This is a genomic window from Arthrobacter sp. NtRootA1, assembly GCF_019976975.1.
GTDB lineage: Bacteria > Actinomycetota > Actinomycetes > Actinomycetales > Micrococcaceae > Arthrobacter > Arthrobacter aromaticivorans.
In genome coordinates this window covers 1,858,438-1,876,756 of the sequence record NZ_AP024630.1, presented here as the reverse complement: position 1 = coordinate 1,876,756, position 18,319 = coordinate 1,858,438, and the positions used below count along the sequence as shown (strand labels likewise).

17 protein-coding genes are annotated in these 18,319 nt (G+C 62.4%); 4 read left to right on the top strand and 13 right to left on the bottom strand.

The genetic code is table 11. The annotated features are described in order from the left end of the window. Positions 1-7 precede the first annotated feature (7 nt). The 6 genes from LDN90_RS08575 to LDN90_RS08550 all read right to left on the bottom strand — a co-directional run bounded on the left by LDN90_RS08575 (position 8) and on the right by LDN90_RS08550 (position 9,722). Entirely contained in the window at positions 8-568 is a 561-nt protein-coding gene (locus LDN90_RS08575; RefSeq protein WP_223948662.1) for a hypothetical protein, read from the bottom strand. After that, the gene (locus tag LDN90_RS08570; protein ID WP_223948661.1) at positions 565-1,134 is read right to left on the bottom strand and encodes a DUF402 domain-containing protein; all 570 of its coding nucleotides are present in this window, start codon (positions 1,132-1,134) and stop codon (positions 565-567) included. The genes LDN90_RS08575 and LDN90_RS08570 overlap by 4 nt, the downstream gene beginning before the upstream one ends. After that, positions 1,131-3,104, bottom strand: a complete 1,974-nt coding sequence (gene dxs / locus LDN90_RS08565; RefSeq protein ID WP_216923102.1) for a 1-deoxy-D-xylulose-5-phosphate synthase — start codon at positions 3,102-3,104, stop codon at positions 1,131-1,133. Before dxs ends, LDN90_RS08570 begins: the two co-directional genes overlap by 4 nt. A 173-nt stretch (positions 3,105-3,277) precedes the next feature. Beyond that, positions 3,278-6,088, bottom strand: a complete 2,811-nt coding sequence (gene acnA / locus LDN90_RS08560) for an aconitate hydratase AcnA (protein ID WP_223948660.1) — start codon at positions 6,086-6,088, stop codon at positions 3,278-3,280. 266 nt (positions 6,089-6,354) lie between these two features. Beyond that, positions 6,355-7,722, bottom strand: a complete 1,368-nt coding sequence (locus LDN90_RS08555) for a TRAM domain-containing protein (RefSeq protein WP_223948659.1) — start codon at positions 7,720-7,722, stop codon at positions 6,355-6,357. Continuing rightward, positions 7,719-9,722: an APC family permease gene (locus LDN90_RS08550; RefSeq protein WP_223948658.1), complete on the bottom strand. Its 2,004-nt coding sequence runs from the start codon at positions 9,720-9,722 to the stop codon at positions 7,719-7,721. The genes LDN90_RS08555 and LDN90_RS08550 overlap by 4 nt, the downstream gene beginning before the upstream one ends. Before the next feature lie 88 nt (positions 9,723-9,810). Between LDN90_RS08550 and LDN90_RS08545 the strand changes: the two genes are divergently transcribed. Both LDN90_RS08545 and LDN90_RS08540 read left to right on the top strand, forming a co-directional pair. Continuing rightward, positions 9,811-10,482 carry a TrkA family potassium uptake protein gene (locus tag LDN90_RS08545; protein WP_216923088.1) on the top strand — a complete coding sequence of 224 codons (672 nt, stop codon included), beginning with the start codon at positions 9,811-9,813 and terminating at the stop codon, positions 10,480-10,482. Continuing rightward, positions 10,482-11,216, top strand: coding sequence for an NAD-binding protein (locus tag LDN90_RS08540; RefSeq protein WP_216923086.1), 735 nt, complete (start codon positions 10,482-10,484; stop codon positions 11,214-11,216). The genes LDN90_RS08545 and LDN90_RS08540 overlap by 1 nt, the downstream gene beginning before the upstream one ends. Here the strand turns inward: LDN90_RS08540 and LDN90_RS08535 are convergent. Genes LDN90_RS08535 through dut form a run of 4 tightly spaced genes read right to left on the bottom strand, consistent with a single transcriptional unit; the run spans position 11,186 to position 13,662 of the window. After that, on the bottom strand, positions 11,186-11,968 hold the full coding sequence (locus LDN90_RS08535) for a DUF3159 domain-containing protein (RefSeq protein WP_216923084.1): 783 nt from the start codon (positions 11,966-11,968) through the stop codon (positions 11,186-11,188). The genes LDN90_RS08540 and LDN90_RS08535 overlap by 31 nt on opposite strands. Then, the gene (locus LDN90_RS08530; protein WP_216923082.1) at positions 11,965-12,291 is read right to left on the bottom strand and encodes a hypothetical protein; all 327 of its coding nucleotides are present in this window, start codon (positions 12,289-12,291) and stop codon (positions 11,965-11,967) included. Before LDN90_RS08530 ends, LDN90_RS08535 begins: the two co-directional genes overlap by 4 nt. Positions 12,292-12,334: 43 nt before the next feature. Continuing rightward, the gene (locus tag LDN90_RS08525) at positions 12,335-13,096 is read right to left on the bottom strand and encodes a DUF3710 domain-containing protein (RefSeq protein WP_216923080.1); all 762 of its coding nucleotides are present in this window, start codon (positions 13,094-13,096) and stop codon (positions 12,335-12,337) included. Positions 13,097-13,152: 56 nt separating this feature from the next. After that, positions 13,153-13,662 (bottom strand): dUTP diphosphatase, encoded by a 510-nt coding sequence (dut, locus tag LDN90_RS08520; protein ID WP_216923078.1) that lies wholly within the window; start codon positions 13,660-13,662, stop codon positions 13,153-13,155. 79 nt (positions 13,663-13,741) lie between these two features. Between dut and LDN90_RS08515 the strand changes: the two genes are divergently transcribed. Continuing rightward, positions 13,742-14,227 carry a DUF3093 domain-containing protein gene (locus LDN90_RS08515; RefSeq protein WP_223948657.1) on the top strand — a complete coding sequence of 162 codons (486 nt, stop codon included), beginning with the start codon at positions 13,742-13,744 and terminating at the stop codon, positions 14,225-14,227. A 78-nt stretch (positions 14,228-14,305) separates the two neighbouring features. Here the strand turns inward: LDN90_RS08515 and LDN90_RS08510 are convergent, their stop codons facing one another. After that, the gene (locus tag LDN90_RS08510; protein ID WP_216923072.1) at positions 14,306-14,605 is read right to left on the bottom strand and encodes a DUF4193 domain-containing protein; all 300 of its coding nucleotides are present in this window, start codon (positions 14,603-14,605) and stop codon (positions 14,306-14,308) included. A gap of 306 nt (positions 14,606-14,911) precedes the next feature. On the opposite strand from LDN90_RS08510, the gene sepH reads away from it, so the two are divergent. Next, complete coding sequence (sepH, locus tag LDN90_RS08505; protein ID WP_223948656.1) at positions 14,912-16,303, top strand: septation protein SepH; 1,392 nt, start codon at positions 14,912-14,914, stop codon at positions 16,301-16,303. A gap of 41 nt (positions 16,304-16,344) precedes the next feature. Here the strand turns inward: sepH and LDN90_RS08500 are convergent, their stop codons facing one another. Further along, complete coding sequence (locus LDN90_RS08500) at positions 16,345-17,103, bottom strand: thymidine kinase (RefSeq protein ID WP_223948655.1); 759 nt, start codon at positions 17,101-17,103, stop codon at positions 16,345-16,347. Then, entirely contained in the window at positions 17,096-18,319 is a 1,224-nt protein-coding gene (locus tag LDN90_RS08495; protein ID WP_223948654.1) for a nucleotide pyrophosphatase/phosphodiesterase family protein, read from the bottom strand. The genes LDN90_RS08500 and LDN90_RS08495 overlap by 8 nt, the downstream gene beginning before the upstream one ends.

Genomic DNA, 18,319 nt, shown 5'->3' with positions numbered 1-18,319 from the left:
ATCCTACTTAGAGGGTAAAGCCCACACCTTGCTTGGGCGAGTGCTTCAGGCGGAATGCGGTGGGGTCGCTGTGCGGAGCCGCTGCGACGGAGAGCTTGGTGAAATCCAGGTCCTCATTGCGAACGCAGATCTTGATGGCATTGACGGCCTTGTTGACGTCCGGGCAAAGGCAAAAGACATTCAGTCGCGAATTTCCGATCTCCGTGCGGTCCACGATTCCCAGTCCTCGCCAAGCCAGTTCACCAGTCAGCGCCGCCTTCGCCTTGCGCTCGAAGTGACGGTCACGTTCGGTGCCGTCCTTGGTCTTCAGGGCGAACTGTGCCACCACCCAAAACTGCTCGGACTCGGGGATCTCGGCGAATCCGTCCTCCTCACACTGGGCAGCGAAAGCCGTCATCAAACCATCTACGGAAGAGTCGTCGTCGACGTCTGTTTCATCCGTCTTGCTTTGGTGGCCCACCACACCGTGATTGATCACGAACTGCTGGTCGTCCTCGTCGTACCAAGCTTCACGGAAGTGAAGTACTCCCTCATCGTCGCGCTTGTATGCCCGGATAATGCCGCTCATGTCCGTCCTTTCCTGAACCACTCTGCACTGGTGTTGCTGGTGCCCTCGACGTCGAATGGAGCCTTCATGGCGTCCACTGCTTCACGAAGGGCTGCGCACTCCGCACGCATGGTTTCCACGGTTTCTGCGGGATATCCCATGCCTACCCTGTGGTCCTCAAACTCATCCTCGTCATCGACGAACACACCGTGGAGGGTGGAGCGGATGACGTCCAGGTCCATATCAATCATGTGGAACTCGGTAACGCCCGGCTTGATGGTGTTCCATCCATGACCGGTTGCCAGGTCTACGTAAACCCGGAAGTCACCCGGATACGTGTCGTCATAGAAAGTGGCTACGAATTCGCCGGTCCGCGGTACCAGCAGGACCGCATCCGAGGCTGTGTAGAAGGCAGCACCGGGACGCGAACAGAACTCCCCCGCGCGTTGGAAAATCCACCACCCGTGGATGTCCTCACCCAGGTAGCGGCCCGGCACAACCCAGTGTGCCTTGCCATTCCACTTCCTGTTTCTCGCCACCACGAGGTCGCCGGGCTGCAGTGAGCCCGGCTCGCGATCGGAGCTCACAGCTTGGGCAGACTGCCGGTGGTGGGGTGTTCCTGACCTGGCAGTGGCCGTGCAAAGGGGACCTTTGTACCCAGGACCTGGGCTACGACGTCGTGGGCTATCTTCTGGGCCGTCAGTCCGACGCGCTCCAGGACCTGGCTCCTGGATCCGTGCACCAGGAACTCAACAGGCAAGCCAACCTCGTTCAAAGCCGTGTCAACGCCGGCTGCGCGCATTTCCTGGCGGATGCGCGAACCCACGCCGCCTGCACGGACGCCGTCTTCGATGCAGATGACCAGGCGATGCCGGGCGGCAAGGGCGATGATCGATTTGCGGACGGGCAGGAGCCAACGGGGGTCAACCACTGTGGAGCTGATTCCCTGGGCGCCAAGACGGCCGGAGACATCCAGGGCGAGCTCGGACATGGCGCCAACGCTGATGATGAGGACATCGTTTTCGGTGGAACCCTCGGGACGGCGTGCCAGGATATCCACGCCGTCATGGAGCCGCTCAATGGCCTCCACTTCAGAGCCAACGCTGCCCTTGGAAAACCGCACCACTGTGGGGGCGTCATTGATGGCGACCGCCTCGCGCAGTTCTTCCCGGAGCCGGGTGGCGTCGCGCGGGGCCGCCAAATGGAGTCCGGGAACAATCTGGACCATCGCCATGTCCCACATCCCGTGATGACTGGGACCGTCCGGCCCTGTAACACCTGCACGGTCCAGGACAATCGTGACCCCTGCCTTGTGGAGTGCGACATCCATCAGCAACTGGTCGAAGGCACGGTTCAGGAAGGTTGCATAAACGGCCACCACCGGGTGCAGGCCACCGTACGCCATCCCCGCAGCAGACGTGAGTGCATGCTGTTCGGCGATACCGACGTCGATAACGCGTTCAGGATGGCGCTCCGCGAACTTGTGCAGACCGACAGGTATCAGCATTGCCCCGGTGATACCGACAATGTCAGGACGCTCATCAGCGATGTCGGCGATTTCCTCGGCGAAGACCGAGGTCCAGGACCTGGCGCCGGGCCTTTCGGTCGGCTCACCCGTCTCTGGATCGATGATTCCTACGGCGTGGAATTGATCGGCCTCATTGGCAAGGGCCGGAGCATATCCATGGCCTTTTTCGGTCATCGCATGCACGATCACCGGGCCACCGTAGGCCTTGGCCGTGGTGAGGGCGTGTTCCATGGCCTGGAGGTTGTGTCCGTCCACCGGACCGATGTACTTCATGCCCAGATCTTCAAACATTCCCTGGGGCGCCCACCAGTCCTTGATGCCCTTCTTCATGGCGTGCAGGCTCTTGTAGGTGAACTGACCTACGGGACCACCGTTCTGGAGCTTCTTCTTCCACCAGTCAAGCATCCGCTCATAGGCCGGCGTCGTCCGCAAGGTGTCGATGGTGGGGCGCAGCGATGCCAGGTAGTCGGCAAAACCGCCCACAGTGGGTGCATAGGAGCGGCCGTTGTCGTTGACCACAATCACCACGCGGCGCCGCTTATCAGCCGCAATATTATTGATGGCCTCCCACGTCATTCCGCCAGTGAGGGCACCATCACCTACAACCGCGACGACGAACCGGTCGCCTTCGCCGGTTAGCTGGCGGGCCCGGGAAATGCCGTCCGCCCAGGACAAAGACGAGGAAGCGTGGGAGCTTTCGACGATGTCATGCTCGGATTCTGCGCGGTCGGGGTAACCGGAGAGGCCACCCTGCTGCCGGAGCGTACTGAAGTCCTGCCTGCCCGTGAGGAGCTTGTGGACATAGGACTGGTGCCCGGTATCAAAGACAATGCTGTCCCGGGGAGACTCGAAGATGCGATGCACAGCAAGCGTGAGCTCGACGACGCCGAGGTTGGGACCCAGGTGTCCACCCGTAGCGGCTACGTTGGTAATCAGGAAGTTCCTGATCTCGCCGGCCAGCTGTTCCAGCTCTTGGCCGGATAGTTTGGCCAGGTCCTGTGGATCCTTGATGGTTTCCAAGAGTCCCAACGGCCCTCCTTAGGGTGAATGACGTGCCTGTTAACTTTAGCGCGTGCCCGGGGCAGGCGTTTCGCGCCGGCGCGAGGAATGAATTGACGTCCGGAGACGCAGGAGCCCCGGCTGGTCGGGCGACCAGCCGGGGCTGCCTGGTTTGGAGAATCAGCTGAAAACCAGCCGGCTCGCTATGCTGCGGAGATCTGCCGCAGGACGTACTGCAGGATTCCACCGTTGCGGTAGTAGTCCGCTTCACCCGGGGTATCGATGCGCAGGACGGCGTCGAAGGACTTGGACGTGCCGTCCTCCGCCGTTGCCGTTACCTTTAGCGTCTTGGGCGTGGTGCCGTTGTTCAGCGCCGTGACGCCTTCAACCGCGAAGGTCTCCGTGCCGGTCAGGCCCAGCGTTGCAGCGGACTCGCCGGCGGGGAACTGCAGCGGAAGAACGCCCATGCCGATGAGGTTGGAGCGGTGGATGCGCTCGTAGCTCTCGGCAACGACTGCCTTGACACCCAGGAGTGCAGTGCCCTTGGCTGCCCAGTCACGGGAGGATCCGGAACCGTATTCCTTGCCTGCAAGGACAACCAGCGGCGTTCCCGCAGCCTGGTAGTTCTGCGCGGCATCGTAAACGTAGGCCTGGGGTGCGCCTTCCTGGCTGAAGTCGCGGGTGAAGCCACCCTCGACGCCGTCCAGGAGCTGGTTCTTGATGCGGATGTTGGCGAAGGTACCGCGGATCATGACTTCGTGGTTACCACGGCGGGAGCCGTAGGAGTTGAAGTCCTTGCGCTCCACGCCGTTTGCCAGGAGGTACTGGCCAGCGGGGGTGTCCGACTTGAAGGAGCCGGCCGGGGAGATGTGGTCCGTGGTGACGGAATCGCCCAGCTTCAGCAACACACGGGCGCCCTGGATGTCCTGGACGGGGTCCGGCTGTGCCTTCATGCCCTCGAAGTATGGGGGCTTGCGTACGTACGTGGAGTCCTCGGCCCAGGCGAAGGTGTCGCCTGCAGGCGTGTCGAGTGCCTTCCAGCGCTCGTCGCCGTCGAAGACGCCCTCGTAACCCTTGGCGAACATGGCTTCGTCGATCGAGGAATCGATGACTTCCTGGACCTCGGTGGGGTTCGGCCAGATGTCCTTCAGGAAGACCTCGTTGCCCTCGGAGTCCGTGCCCAGGGCATCGGTGTCGAAGTCGAAGTCCATGGAACCGGCCAGGGCGTAAGCGATGACCAGCGGCGGGGACGCCAGGTAGTTCATCTTGACGTCCGGGTTGATGCGGCCTTCGAAGTTGCGGTTGCCCGAGAGGACGGCCGTCACGGAGAGGTCGTTGGCCTGGATAGCCTCGGAAATTTCCGGTTCCAGCGGGCCGGAGTTGCCGATGCAGGTGGCGCAGCCGTAGCCCACGATGTAGAAGCCGAGCTTCTCCAAGTACGGGGTAAGACCGGACTTCTCGTAGTAGTCCGTGACAACCTTCGAGCCCGGAGCCACGGAAGTCTTGACCCACGGCTTGGCAGTCAGGCCCTTGTCAACAGCGTTGCGTGCAAGCAGCGCAGCGGCCAACATGACGGACGGGTTGGACGTGTTGGTGCAGGAAGTGATCGAGGCGATCGACACGGCACCGTGGTCCAACTCAAATTCACGGCCATCTGCGGTCTTCACGTGCACGGGTGCGGACGGACGGCCCTGCGCACCGTTGGCGGCGGACACAACGCGTGCCGTTTCCGTGGTGTGCGAGTCGGCGTGGGTGAAGGACGGAGCATCCGAAGCCGGGAACGATTCGTCCAATGATTCGTCCACGCTGCCGTCTTCAATTGCGACGTAGTTGTGGATGTCCTTGCGGAACTGCTCCTTGGCATCCGTCAGCTCGATGCGGTCCTGGGGACGCTTCGGACCGGAGATGGAGGGAACAACCGTTGAAAGGTCCAGCTCGAGGAACTCGGAGAAGCGCAGCTCGCGGGAAGGATCGTGCCAGAGGCCCTGTTCCTTGGTGTAGGCCTCCACAAGGGCGACATTCTCTTCGGACCGGCCGGTCAGGCGCAGGTACTCCAAGGTGACATCGTCAATCGGGAACATAGCGGCCGTGGAACCGAATTCCGGGCTCATGTTTCCGATGGTGGCGCGGTTCGCCAGCGGCACAGCGGCAACGCCTTCACCGTAGAATTCAACGAACTTGCCCACCACGCCGTGCTTGCGCAGCATTTCGGTGATGGTCAGCACGACGTCCGTTGCGGTGGCGCCGGCCGGGATGCTGCCGCTGAGCTTGAAGCCCACAACGCGCGGAATCAGCATGGAGACGGGCTGGCCAAGCATGGCAGCCTCTGCTTCGATGCCGCCGACGCCCCAGCCCAGGATGCCCAGGCCGTTGACCATGGTGGTGTGGGAGTCGGTTCCAACGCAGGTGTCCGGGTAGGCACGCAGCACGCCGTCGATCTCACGGGTCATGACGGTGCGGGCCAGGTACTCGATGTTGACCTGGTGGACAATACCGGTTCCCGGGGGAACAACCTTGAAGTCATCGAAGGCCGTCTGGCCCCACCGCAGGAACTGGTAGCGCTCACCATTGCGCTGGTATTCGATCTCCATGTTGCGCTCCAGTGCGCCGGAGTTACCGAAGGCGTCGATCTGGACGGAGTGGTCGATGACCATTTCGGCGGGTGCCAGCGGGTTGACGCGCTTGGGGTCGCCGCCAAGTTCCTTCACGGCCTCGCGCATGGTGGCGAGGTCTACAACGCAGGGTACGCCGGTGAAGTCCTGCATGATGACGCGGGCAGGGGTGAACTGGATTTCCGTGTCGGGCTCCGCATTGGGGTCCCAACCGGCCAGGGCGCGGACGTGGTCAGCCGTTATATTGGCGCCATCCTCAGTCCGCAGGAGGTTTTCAAGCAATACTTTGAGGCTGAACGGAAGGCTGTCTGCGCCCTCTACGGAGTTCAACCGGAAAATTTCATAATCGGTGCCGGCTACATTCAGTACGCCTTTGGAACCGAAGCTGTCCACAGTGCTCATGGCAGGACTCCTCTCGCAACAGTTTCATCTTTGTCGCGTGGTTGGCCGCTAGCCAGTTAGGCGCACCTTACTTAGCCGGGCGGCACTCTCAGTTGGTCAACCCCTGTCCCCCGCGCGGAACCATGCGGAGCGGGGCTGCTATGTGGGACTACTATGCCCATCGTAGTGGCATCGATCACGTTCAAGCACGGCTGCACGGCAGCTCCACTAAATGCGGCACCCCACGTATCGCCCGCCATCCGGTGGCGTGGCGGGCGATAACCGGCCTAACCGGCGGGAACGATGAGGCTGACGGTCTCCAAGTGATGCGTGTGGGGGTACAGGTCGAATGCCCTCAATGACTCCAACCGCCAACCGCCTTGCTGGAAGTAACCCAGATCACGTGCAAAAGAAGCCGGATCACAGGACACATAGGCAATTGCCCGGGGATGTGAGGCCATGAGTTGGTTTACCACCGCTTTTCCGGCCCCCGCGCGCGGTGGGTCAAGGACCAGGGAATCGAAGTTCCGGGGACGCTGGTGCAATACCCGCTCCACTCGTCCCTGCACGATCTCAACGTGGGATTCTCCGTGCAGGTTCTTGCGCGCGTCACGGCTGGTGCCGGGCGATCCTTCAACGGACAATACCGAGCCCGTAATGCCTACCGCATCAGCCAAAGGAGCCGTAAACAGGCCGGCACCGGCGTAGAGGTCCGCCACCGCAGCACCGGGTTGGAGATACCCTCCGCCTGCGAGGTAGCCGGTCACCGCGTCCACCAGGGTCTCCGGCGCGTCCTTATGAATCTGCCAGAAGCCTTCGCCCGTCACACGGTACTCATGCCCTGCCGCCGATTCCTGCACCCAGGTCCGCCCCCGAAGTTGCAGCACCTGGCCCTTGCCGGGATCGAAGCTCGCTACGGAGACGTCATTCGGCAACTGCGAAAGGACGCTGTGCAGCCGCTTGGGACTGGTCGTTTCCTCCGGCGCCAGCAGCACCAGCGGCCTGGAGCCATTGGCAGGCGTCGCCACTTCTACGCGTGCTATCCCGCTGAGATCGAGGTCCCACAGCTTGAGGTCGTTGATTCCCGGAAGCGCCAACGGCATCTCCCGGATGGGCACCACGACGTCGGAACGGTGGGCGTGCATGCCCAGCCGCCCCTTGGGGGTCACAGCAAAGCTGGCGCGCGTACGCCAGCCGAGTCCGCCGTCGTCGTTCGCACCTACACCCTCAACCTCCACCCCAAGGTCCAGGCCAGCGAGTCTCTTGAGCTGTTCGGACAGCACTTCAGCCTTAAGGGCGCGCTGCCGCTGCAGGGAAATGTGGCCGAGCTCGGCACCGCCCACGGGCGGATTTCCGTGCTGCCAGGCCGTCAGCGAATCCGCCGGCTTCCAGAAGTGCGGCACGCGGTCCGGCGAGGCTTGCAGGACCTCCACGACGTCGGCACGCCAGAATCGGGACGAGTCGCCGGAGTCGGTCAATCGAATCCGGACCTTCTCCCCTGGAATGCCGTGGCGTACGAAGATGACGCGACCCTCGTGGCGTGCGACGAAATGGCCGCCATGCGCGACAGGGCCAACGTCAACGGTCAGCTCGGTGCCGGGTGCACCTTGGCCTCCGCTGGTGTCAGTGACGGGTGAAATGCTGTGGGAGGTCATTGGGTATCCTGCAGTGCCTTTGCTTCTTCGGAGGACTTTAGCTGCCACGGAACGCTGGCAACCATGACTCCAGGTTCAAAGTGGAGCCGCGTCTTGATTCTGAGTGCCGTCTGGTTGTGGACCAACTGCTCCCACCATTTGCCCACGACGTACTCAGGGATGTACACCACGATCAAGTCGCGGGGTGAGTCGCGTCTCATGTTCTTGATGTACTCCATGATGGGAGTCACGGTTTCACGGTAGGGGCTGGCCAGTACCGTGAGCGGTACTGGAATTTCCAGCTTCTCCCAATCCCGGACGGTATGTTCTGTCTCTTCGGAGTTGATATCCACGGTGACCGCGTCGAGTCGCGAAGGCCGCGAGGCCCGGGCATAGGCCAGGGCACGCAAAACAGGCTTGCGGACGTGCGAAACAAGCAGTACGGCGTGGACACGGGTAGGCAATGCGCGCGGCGATGAATCCTCGTCAACTGCCAACTCCTTGGCAACATTGTCATAGTGTGCCCGGATACTCCACATGATGAGGAACAGCACGAACATTGCCAGAAGGGCGATCCAGGCACCTTGCTCAAACTTGGTGATCAGGACGATGACCAAGACCAGCCCGGTCATGCCGAAGCCCACCATGTTGATGGTCCTCGACTTGATGATCCTGCGGCGGACCGATTTGTCCCGCGCCAGTTTCAGTTCACGCCCCCAGTGGCGGACCATGCCAAGCTGGCTGGCGGTGAAGGAAATGAAGACACCCACGATGTACAGCTGGATGAGCTTGGTGACATCAGCGTTGAACGAAAGGATGAGCACCAGCGCTCCGGCAGCCAAGGCCAGCACACCGTTGCTGAATGCCAGCCTGTCGCCGCGGGTGCGGAGCTGGCGGGGAAGGTAGCCGTCCTGCGCCAGGATGGAACCCAGGACAGGAAAGCCGTTGAAAGCGGTGTTGGAAGCGAAAACAAGAATGACGCCGGTGGCAGCCACCACGATATAAAACGGGATGGAACCTGCCCCAAAAATGGTGTCTGCGATCTGGCTGATGGCCGGGTTCTGGATATAGCCCTCGGGCAACGGCTTGCCATCAAGAAGGAACTCTTTGGCGGGATCCAGAACAATGTGGACCTTCGTGGCGTTGGCGAGGTAAAGGATGCCGGCCAGCATGGCGGCCGCGATCGCTCCCAGTAACAGCAGGGTTGTGGCAGCGTTCTTGCTCTTGGGCTTCTGGAAATTGGGCACGCCGTTGCTGATCGCCTCCACGCCCGTCAAGGCCGCGGCGCCCGAGGAAAACGCACGGAGCAACAGGAACGCACCGGCAAGTCCAACGAGACCTTCATCGAAGCCGGCCTGGGGCACGATGGTGAAGTTGGCGGACGGCGCCTGGCCCAGTTGTCCCGTAAGGGCCTGGAAGATGCCCACGAGGGTCATGCCCAGGATGGACGCCATGAAGATATAGGTGGGGACGGCAAAGACCGAGCCGGCCTCCTTGATGCCACGCAGGTTGACCAAGGCGAGAATGATCACGCCCACAGTCGCGATCATCGCCTGTTGCCCGTGCAATGAAGGGATCGCCGTGGTGAGGTAGGCGGCGGCGGACGACATCGACACCGCAACGGTCAGGACGTAGTCCACCAGGAGCGCCGAAGCGACGGTGAGCCCGGCATATTTGCCCAGGTTGACGTTGGCGATCTCATAGTCGCCTCCGCCCGATGGGTAGGCGTGCACATTCTGCCGATAGGAGGCAACCACTGTGAGCAACACCACCATCACGGCCAAGCCGACGAAGGGGGAGAATGCCACGGCACTGACACCGGCGAGAGCAAGGGTCAGCAGGATTTCATCCGGCGCGTAGGCCACTGAAGACAGGGCGTCCGAGGCGAAGATCGGCAAAGCGATGCGTTTGGGCAAGAGGGTGTGGGATAGGCGGTCATTCCGGACTGGCCGGCCCACCAACACACGCTTCGCAGCATTCAGTATTGTCAACACTTTCGCAAAACTACTCTGAATCCCCATCGATGTCATGACGGCGGTCTCCGCCTTACGTCCATCGCACCGGTAAAGTCTTACGCAGCGGCACGGTAAACACACATAAGGAGACACGGTGGCTCACTTCGTGATCATGGGTTGCGGCCGTGTTGGCGCAACCCTGGCACACACTTTGGAAGACGCCGGCCATTCGGTGGCCATCATCGACCAGGACGAGCGGGCGTTCCGTAGGCTTCGCAACACGTTTACCGGCCGCAAGGTCACCGGCGTGGGTTTCGACAGGGACACACTCAAGCAGGCCGGAGTGGAAGAGGCTTACGCATTCGCCGCAGTTTCCAGTGGTGACAATTCCAATATCCTGGCCACCCGGGTAGCACGTGAGACTTTCCATGTGGCACACGTCGTGGCCCGCATCTACGATCCCGGACGCGCCGAAATTTACCAGCGCCTCGGCATTCCCACCGTAGCTGCCGTGCGCTGGAGCGCCGACCAGGTCCTCAGGCGCATCCTTCCCGAACAGCACCTCGCCGGCGATTACCGGGAGCCATCCGGGCGGCTCGTCCTGGCAGAGGTGGACCTGCACGAGGGGTGGATCGGCCATAGCCTGACGTCCATTGAAGCTGCCGCGGGGATTCGCGTCGCCTTCCTGACCCGTTTTGGTGAAGGCCTCCTGCCCCTGCCGGGCACGGCCTATCAGGAAGGCGATACCGTCCACGCAATGTTGAGCCTGGACAGGACCTCGGAGATCAGCCGCGTCCTCGCCAAAGCACCGGCCAAGGAGTCTTAGTGAAAGTTGTCATCGTTGGCGCAGGCAGCGTCGGCTCGTCCATTGCCCGTGAGCTCCTGGCCCACAACCATCAGATCCTGCTCATCGACCTCAAGCCTGAAGTCATTGGCCGCAGCGGCCTTCGGGGTGCGCGCTGGCTGGTGGGCGATGCCTGCGAACTCAGTACCCTGCAGGACGCCAAACTTGAGGATGCCGACGTCGTGGTTTCCGCGACGGGTGATGACAAAGTGAACCTGGTGGTGTCCCTGCTGGCCAAGACGGAATTCGCCGTAGGGCGCACTGTTGGACGCGTCAACAACCCCAAGAACGACTGGATGTTCAATGACTCATGGGGTGTGGACGTCGCCGTCAACACTCCCCAGCTAATGACTGCCCTGGTTGAGGAAGCCGTGGAAATCGGCGACATCGTCCGGCTGTTGACTCTGCAGACCGGCGTCGCCTCGATTGTGGAATTCACCGTTCCCCACGACTCCCACGTCATTGGGAGCACAGTGGGCGCAATCGAATGGCCGGAAGACGCCACCTTGGTAGCCATCCTGCGCGATCAGGCACCCATCACCCCAAGCCGGGACGATGTCCTCGATGGTGGCGACGAGCTGTTCTTCGTCACCACCATCCAGGCAGAGGACGGCCTGCGCGCCCTGTTGTCACCGGCGTCGATGGCAGGCCAAGGGCCCCGCGACGGCGATGCCAACGTTGCGGATCAGGCCGAGGACGACGGCTTCGACGGCTGAGGTGCCGGCTTGGTAACAAGCCAGGCCACCCACAGGCCAAGGATGTACAGCGGTGCACCCATGAGGAGCCGGGTAGTAGCCAAGGCCGTCAGGCCTGGCTCACCCAGGAAGTACAGGGGCACCTGCACCACCAGCCGCAGCGCCAGCACCGCCACAACAATCCAGGTGCCAAGCTGGTACGCCCGCAGGCGTTCGGGATCCTTGCGCCATTCGAGACCCTCATTACGGACGAATCCGAACAGCAACCCGGCAAGGGGCCACTTGAGGACGATGGAAAGCACCATGCCCGCGATATAGGCAATGTTGGTGAAGAAGCCGAGAACGTAGAAGTCCTCGGCCTTCCCTGTAGTGTTGGCCAACCAAGCAGAAATCCCGACGCCGACCACACCGGCGAGTGCCTGCGTCAACGGGCGTCGTTGGATCAGGCGGACAACAGTGAAGATTGCCGCCGTCGCCAGCGCCGCCACCAGGGAAACCGTCAAGTCGCGGCTTACAGTGAAGGCCACAAGGAAAACGAGGCCCGGGAGGATACTCTCCGCGATGCCTTGCACTCCCCCGGCAGACTTCAACATGTCTACATGGCCGGCACTGTTGCGCTGAAGCCCTGCCTTCTCTGCATAGCCCGCAGCCAAATCCGCGACCCCCGGGGTTTCGACCGCCGGGGTCTTGGCTGATCCTGTGGCAGTGGCTTCACTCTTGCCTGGCGTAGGCTGTGCGGAATCCTTCGGCTCTGATCCATTGGCCACGGTCATAGGTGCTCCTGACGGGAAAGTATTTCGTAGCGTGGATTGAACATCGCAGGCAGGCCGTCCACTTGCGTCACCATGCCGTTCAAGCGCAGTTCCACTCCTGCTTCAATCCCGGGTACACGGTTCCTGCCCAACCAGATGACGCGCAACCGTGCATAAGGCCTTTTAACTCCCCCGCCACCAACAGAGGGCTGGAAACTGTGCTCCAACGCATCCACCACAACTGCTGAAAAGAAGGGTTGCTCACTTGGCGGCTGATGCGTGACAGACTCGATGAATCCAGTGCAGGTGGCCCTGCCGCGGGCAGGGAGATCACGAACCCCCACTGGCGGAGACTGCTGGCCTGCCGGTCCTGGCGAGCCGGGCTTATCAGCCAATCTGGGTGATCTCCGGTCCCCGCTCCGGCTGCTGCATGGCAGGACCGCCTTGCTGTGCACCGGGATCGGGAACGTGGGATGGAGCCTGGGCGGCAGCGTCCTTGGGCAGACGCAGCTGCAAGAGTTCGCGCGGAGGCATCGGATTGTCGCCGCGGACAACCACTACTCGCCGGAAGAGCTCCTCCAAGGCAGCCGCAGCGTCCCGATCCAGTGCGGCTTCGCCGCCGAGGACACCACGCAGGAACCACCGGGGACCATCCACGCCCATGAAGCGGGCAGCGCGGAAACCCCGGCTGCCGTCCGTAGCTTCCGCGGGGAGCTTGGCGACGAGTTCCGTGCCAAACGTTCCAGCTACTTCTTCTGTCTCGCCACCCTGGCTGGCTACGGATTGGCCGATCTGCTCGCGGATCTCGTCCCACAGACCCTCCGAACGCGGAGCAGCGAACGCCTGGAGCTGAAGGCTTGAGCCAGCCAGGTCCATGGTCACAGCCACCACGCGCTGGGTAGCTTCTTCCACCTCCAGCCGCAGCTGGAGTCCGTCGGAGGGTGCGATCAGCAGAGCGCCGAGGTCCACGTATCCGTCGCGGTCCTCGATCTCATCGATGTCCCAAGGACCTTTGCCAAGCCGGAAATCACCCTTGGTACCGGACGGGCCGGTTGCAGGGGCTGTTGCCTCAGCCGCGTCGTTTTCCTCGACGGTGCCAGCGGTTTCCAGCCGCTCGGCCTTGGACTTTTTACCGCGCCCAAAAAGCATTGGGTTGTCTCCTTAGTAGTGGTCTATCCCCAAGTAAACCGCAACCCCGTGGGTTATCAGGCCACCGGTGCGTTGAATCCGCCAGTGGAACCAAAGCCGCCCGTACCGCGGGCGGAGTCGGATAGATCATCAACCATCACGAAGCGTGCGTACTCGACGCGCTGAATCACCATTTGGGCAATTCTATCGCCGCGCTTGAGCTCAATGGCCTGGTTTTGGTCAGTGTTCAACAAGGTGACCGCGATTTCGCCGCGGTAGCCTGCGTCCACAGTCCCGGGTGCGTTGACAACGGTGAGGCCATGTTTGGTCGCGAGTCCGGACCGCGGGTGGATCAGTGCCACAAAGCCATCCGGGAGGGCAATCGAAACGCCCGTCGGAACCAATTTCCGTTCCCCAGGGGCAAGTTTCACGTCCTCGCGGGCCCGCAGGTCCGCGCCGGCATCGCCCGGGTGCGCGTAGGACGGTGCTTCCAGCCCGGCGTCGAGCATTTTCAGCTGAACGTCCAAAGTGGGCGCGCCATACGCTGCGGTGGTGTCATTACTGAATACTGCGGTCTCGTTGCTCACAGTGGTTCATTCTACGTGGGGCACATCCATGCGGGCACTCCGGGCATATAGCCGGTCCAAGGGCCGATAAGCTGGACCCATGCCTACGTCTGACCAGTCCGCCCCCATGCCTGCCCGGAATACCGCCTCCGAGGTGCTGTTCACCGAGAAATTATGGCCGACCATCTGGATCTGGGTTGTCGTCGTGGGCCTCTCGAGCGCTGGAATCCTGATGTTCGCACCCATCAGTGCCGCCGCGGGCATCATCGCCGCGCTAGTGCTTCTGGCCGTCATGACTACCCTGTTGGTGGTCACAACACCCACCATCACCGTTACGCGGGACAGCCTTAGGGTGGGACGCGCCACTATCGACCGCAAATTCGTCGGCACCGCCGAGGCCTTCAAAAAAGGTGAGGCCACCGCCGAACGTGGAACCCGCCTCAATGGCCTGGCCTACATGTGCTTCCGCGGGTGGATCGATGCCGTAGTGAAAATCGAGATCACCGATCCCGCCGATCGTACGCCCTACTGGCTGGTGTCTTCGCGCAGGCCGGATGAACTCGTCGCTGCGCTGGGCGGGAATTAGCGACTGGGCGGGCACTAACGCTGCGCACGGCCGGCACCAGTTCCGCCCCGTGCCTGGCTCCTGAAGGCGCTGATACTGCTAGCTCTCGCATTCCGTGCAGTACAGGTGTCCGTCCCTCTCGGTGGCGATCTGGGAGCGGTGCTTCACAAGGAAGCAGTTGTAGCACGTGAATTCGTCAGGCTGTGGTGGCATGACTTGAATGAGGAGCTCTTCCCCGGAGAGGTCCGCTCCCGGGAGCTCGAAGCCATCGGCAAGATCGGTCTCATCGACATCCACCGCGGAGGATTGCTTCCCCGACTGGCGCGTCTTGAGTTCCTCAATCGAGTCCTCACTGACGTCTTCCTCGGTCTTTCGAGGGGCATCGTAATCCGTGGCCATGGTCCTTCTTCGTCCTCCGTACTTGCTCCGGGTAGGATTCCGGCCTGGCGGATTTTACTGCCCGCCGCCGGTCTAAGGGTGTAACGCCGGACGCCCCGGATTTGTGCCCGATATCGGCCAGATTGTCCTCCCATGCCCGGCGATTGTCCAGAGGCGGCAAATTGCGCTCGGATTGCGGGGAAGGATCCGCCCGGCAATCTGCCATTTTCGCCGGAATATCACGGCACGCCCTTTGTCCTAGTAGGAAAAGGGCAATGGGGGTGGCAGAGTTTCGAATGTCAGTTATGCCATGTGGTGGAGGGTGTTATGCAGGATCTACGGCTGGTAGGCGTCCACGACGACGGCGGGCATCTGCTCCTGAGCGGACCCGGCGGTGCGATGTTCCAGCTTCCGATCGACGAGGCACTTCGTGCCGCGACGAGCAGGACCCCCGCCCAGGTCGCTGCGCGGGCGTCAAACAGCCCGATTGCCATGTCCCCCAGGGATATTCAGTCCAGAATCCGCAGTGGAGCCACGGCGGCTGAAGTAGCGGAGTTGTCCGGTCTGCCCCTTGCCAACGTGCAGCGCTACGAAGGCCCTGTCCTGGCCGAGCGTGAGTACGTTGCGCAGCAGGCCAGAAACATTGAAGTAGCTTCTCCGGCCCCGGGCCAGGACATCTATCGCTCCGCCTTTGGCGACAATCCAGCGACCCTCGGCGAAATGGTGGCCCACCGCCTGTCCGCGCACGGCATCGATTCTTCAACGGTTGAATGGGACTCCTGGCGCCGATCGGACGGTTCCTGGACCGTCGTCGCGCGCTTTGAAGCGGTCCCCGGTACGCACGGAAGCATCGGCGAGGAGCCACCGGCGATGTGGACGTTCAGTCCGCAGCGGAAATCCCTGCATAACGCCAACCGCTGGGCTCAGCAGCTCAGTGAGTTGGAGCCTCTGGACGGGCCCGTTCCGGCACGCCGGCTTGCCGCCGTCTCGGACCGCCCTTTCGACTTCGAGACCGACGCCGAAACCGCGGCGCGCGCGTCTGCGAAGGAATCCGACAGCCTCCTGGAAATGCTCCGCTCACGCCGGGGGCAGCGCCTGGGCGTGGACGAAGACGGCGACGACGCCTTGGCCGTCCTGCTCAGCAACGTTCCGGCAGCCCACCCACGTTCCGGCGTTGAAGATCAACACCCGGCCGAGGAACCCGCCGGGGATCAACCAGAACCGGAAGCTTCTCCTGTGGCTGAGCCTCCGCGGAAGGAAGGACGTCCGTCCATGCTGTCCCGGCTAAGCCTCGCGCCCCAGAACCATGACTCAGACGACGACGACTCACTGAAGCTCCACGACGGCGTCAGCACGGAGACGCGCGAAATCACCGTTGTCGCCAGCCCATTGCGGCCCGTCACTTCCTTAACCGATCGCAAGCCGGGGGCGGCCAGCGCTCCTGATCCCAAAGATGCGGATCGAATCGATTCCGGGACCACCCAGACGCAACGGGCAGGGCTGGATGAACTGCTTGGTGGAGCCACCACCCCGCAAGCACAGTCTGATCGTGCTGCATCGCATTCAGAGACAGCAGCAGAGGACAAGACATCCCTTGATGCCGGGGACCATAACACGCACAAGGACACTGAGGCAGCCGTAGAGCGCCAGCCCTCCCGTCCAAAACGGTCAAGTATCCCCAGCTGGGACGAGATCGTCTTCGGCGCCCGCGGCGACTAGCGCCTGCCGCGCCGACTAGCCTCCACCGCGGCCACTACTCCCTAACGCGGCGTCAAGCCAGTGCCGGAACCGGCTCCCGGCCAGAGGCAGGCATCGATGTCGAACGGAAGAGTTTGGTCTCCGCCGGCCATCAGGTTGGCCCCGTGGGCTGTCACGCGGCGCATGTAATGGCGCCGGCACAATGTCTCATAGCCAACCACGGGTTCGTGGCCAACAACTTCCCCTGCATGAACTTGATCGCCCACGCCCGGGAGATCACCGGCAGTCCGGGGAGCAACATCGCCAACCATGACCTGGTCCCCTTCCACCACCATGATGCCGTCTACCGTTCGGGCATTTTGAGTTGCCCTGCGCCCGCACCAGCACAGTGCCTCGACCTGCAGTACCTGTACTTTGTCGGCGAGCTCGATCAGACGTTGGGAGCCGGGAAACAGGGTGGTGCGAAAGTCCGAGGTGATCCCGAACGCGAAGACGTCCACCTCCATCTCATCCACCAGGCGCGCCAACTGCTCCACTTGGGCAGCGGAATAGAACTGGGCTTCATCACAGATCAGGTAGTCCACGCGGAGCCCACTGGTCCGGCGTACAACCACTTCGTCCCAGAAATCAGTATCGGTCCGGACCTCGACGGCGTCGGTCTGGAGGCCCAACCTGCTGGAGATCCTCGAATCACCGGCACGGTCATTGCAGCTGAAACGTACGCCGCCTCTGCCCCGCGCACGGTGGTTGTAATCCATTTGCAGAGCGAGAGTGGACTTACCGCAATCCATGGTGCCGGAAAAGAAGACGAGTTCAGCCACGTTTTCCCTTTTTACCGGCCGCGGGGAAGCAAAGGAACGGCACTTCGCGTTCCGCCTTAGTCAAGGAACCATGCTGGCCGACTACTTCCAGCGATGCTGGACGGACCCTGCGGGTATCGTAAAGGGCCAAGGTATCCCGGGCGGCGATCATCACATCACCGATCCGCGGTGCCACCTCTGGTTGGACATCACCGAACAAGCCAGCGCCTATCGCCTGCTCGCGGGTGAAGGCCCAGATGCGTTCGCCAAAACGAGTACGCCACGCCGAGATCAGGGACTCGCGCTGCGGATCGGTAACGTCCGGTTCAAGGTAAAGATGAACCATGCGGGGCTCGCCTGCAGTGTGGCGGACCCCTGCAACGAGTGAAGCATCAGCTGAGTAGTCAATGCGCTGGGACTCGGGAACGTCCAGCATTCCGTGATCCCCGGTCAGGACGATGGTGGTTCCCGGGGGCAGCGTGGCGGACAGTCTCTTGACAGTGGAGTCGAGCTCTTCAAGTTGGTGTTCCCAGCGGTCGGACTGGCAGCCGTAGCGATGACCGGCTTTGTCCAACTCGTTGACATAGAAGTACATCAGGGAGCGGCCACCACCGGACATTGCCTCTGCTGCGGCGGCTGTGCGCGCATGCAGGCTTGTGCCGCCCACGAAACGGCTGCCCCGGAGGGCTGCCTGCGTCATCGGGGAACTGCCGAACTGCGGGAGGCTCACGGTGACGACGTCGGCTTCGGCAGCTATGCGTTCGAACACGGTAGCGTGCGGCTGCCAACGCGCAGGGTCCACGTGGGCGTCCCAGTTGCCAAGCAGGTTCACGACTTTGTCCTGGGAAGGATCCAGGACGTCATAGCCCACCATGCCGTGCTGCCCGGCGGGAAGCCCTGTACCCAGGCTTGCCAGTGAAGCCGCGGTGGTGCTGGGAAAAGCCGAATCAATCCAGTTGGGGACGCTGCCCTGTCCGCCGGACAGGATGGAACGCAGGAACGGTGTATGCGAAGCCTTTTGCTTGAGCAGGCTGCGGCCCAGGCCATCGGCGAGGACTACACATACACGTTGCGCGGCCGGCAGGTGAAGCTGGTTGGCAAATCCGGGGATGCCCATGCTCGCGGCAGCACTGGTGAAGACTTCGGCGATCGATCTGCTCCCAAAAAGCGGGGGCGCAGGGAGGTCGGAGGCCGGCGCGGTACCGGACGTTGGCTGCGTGTGCTCCTGTGCAGTCAC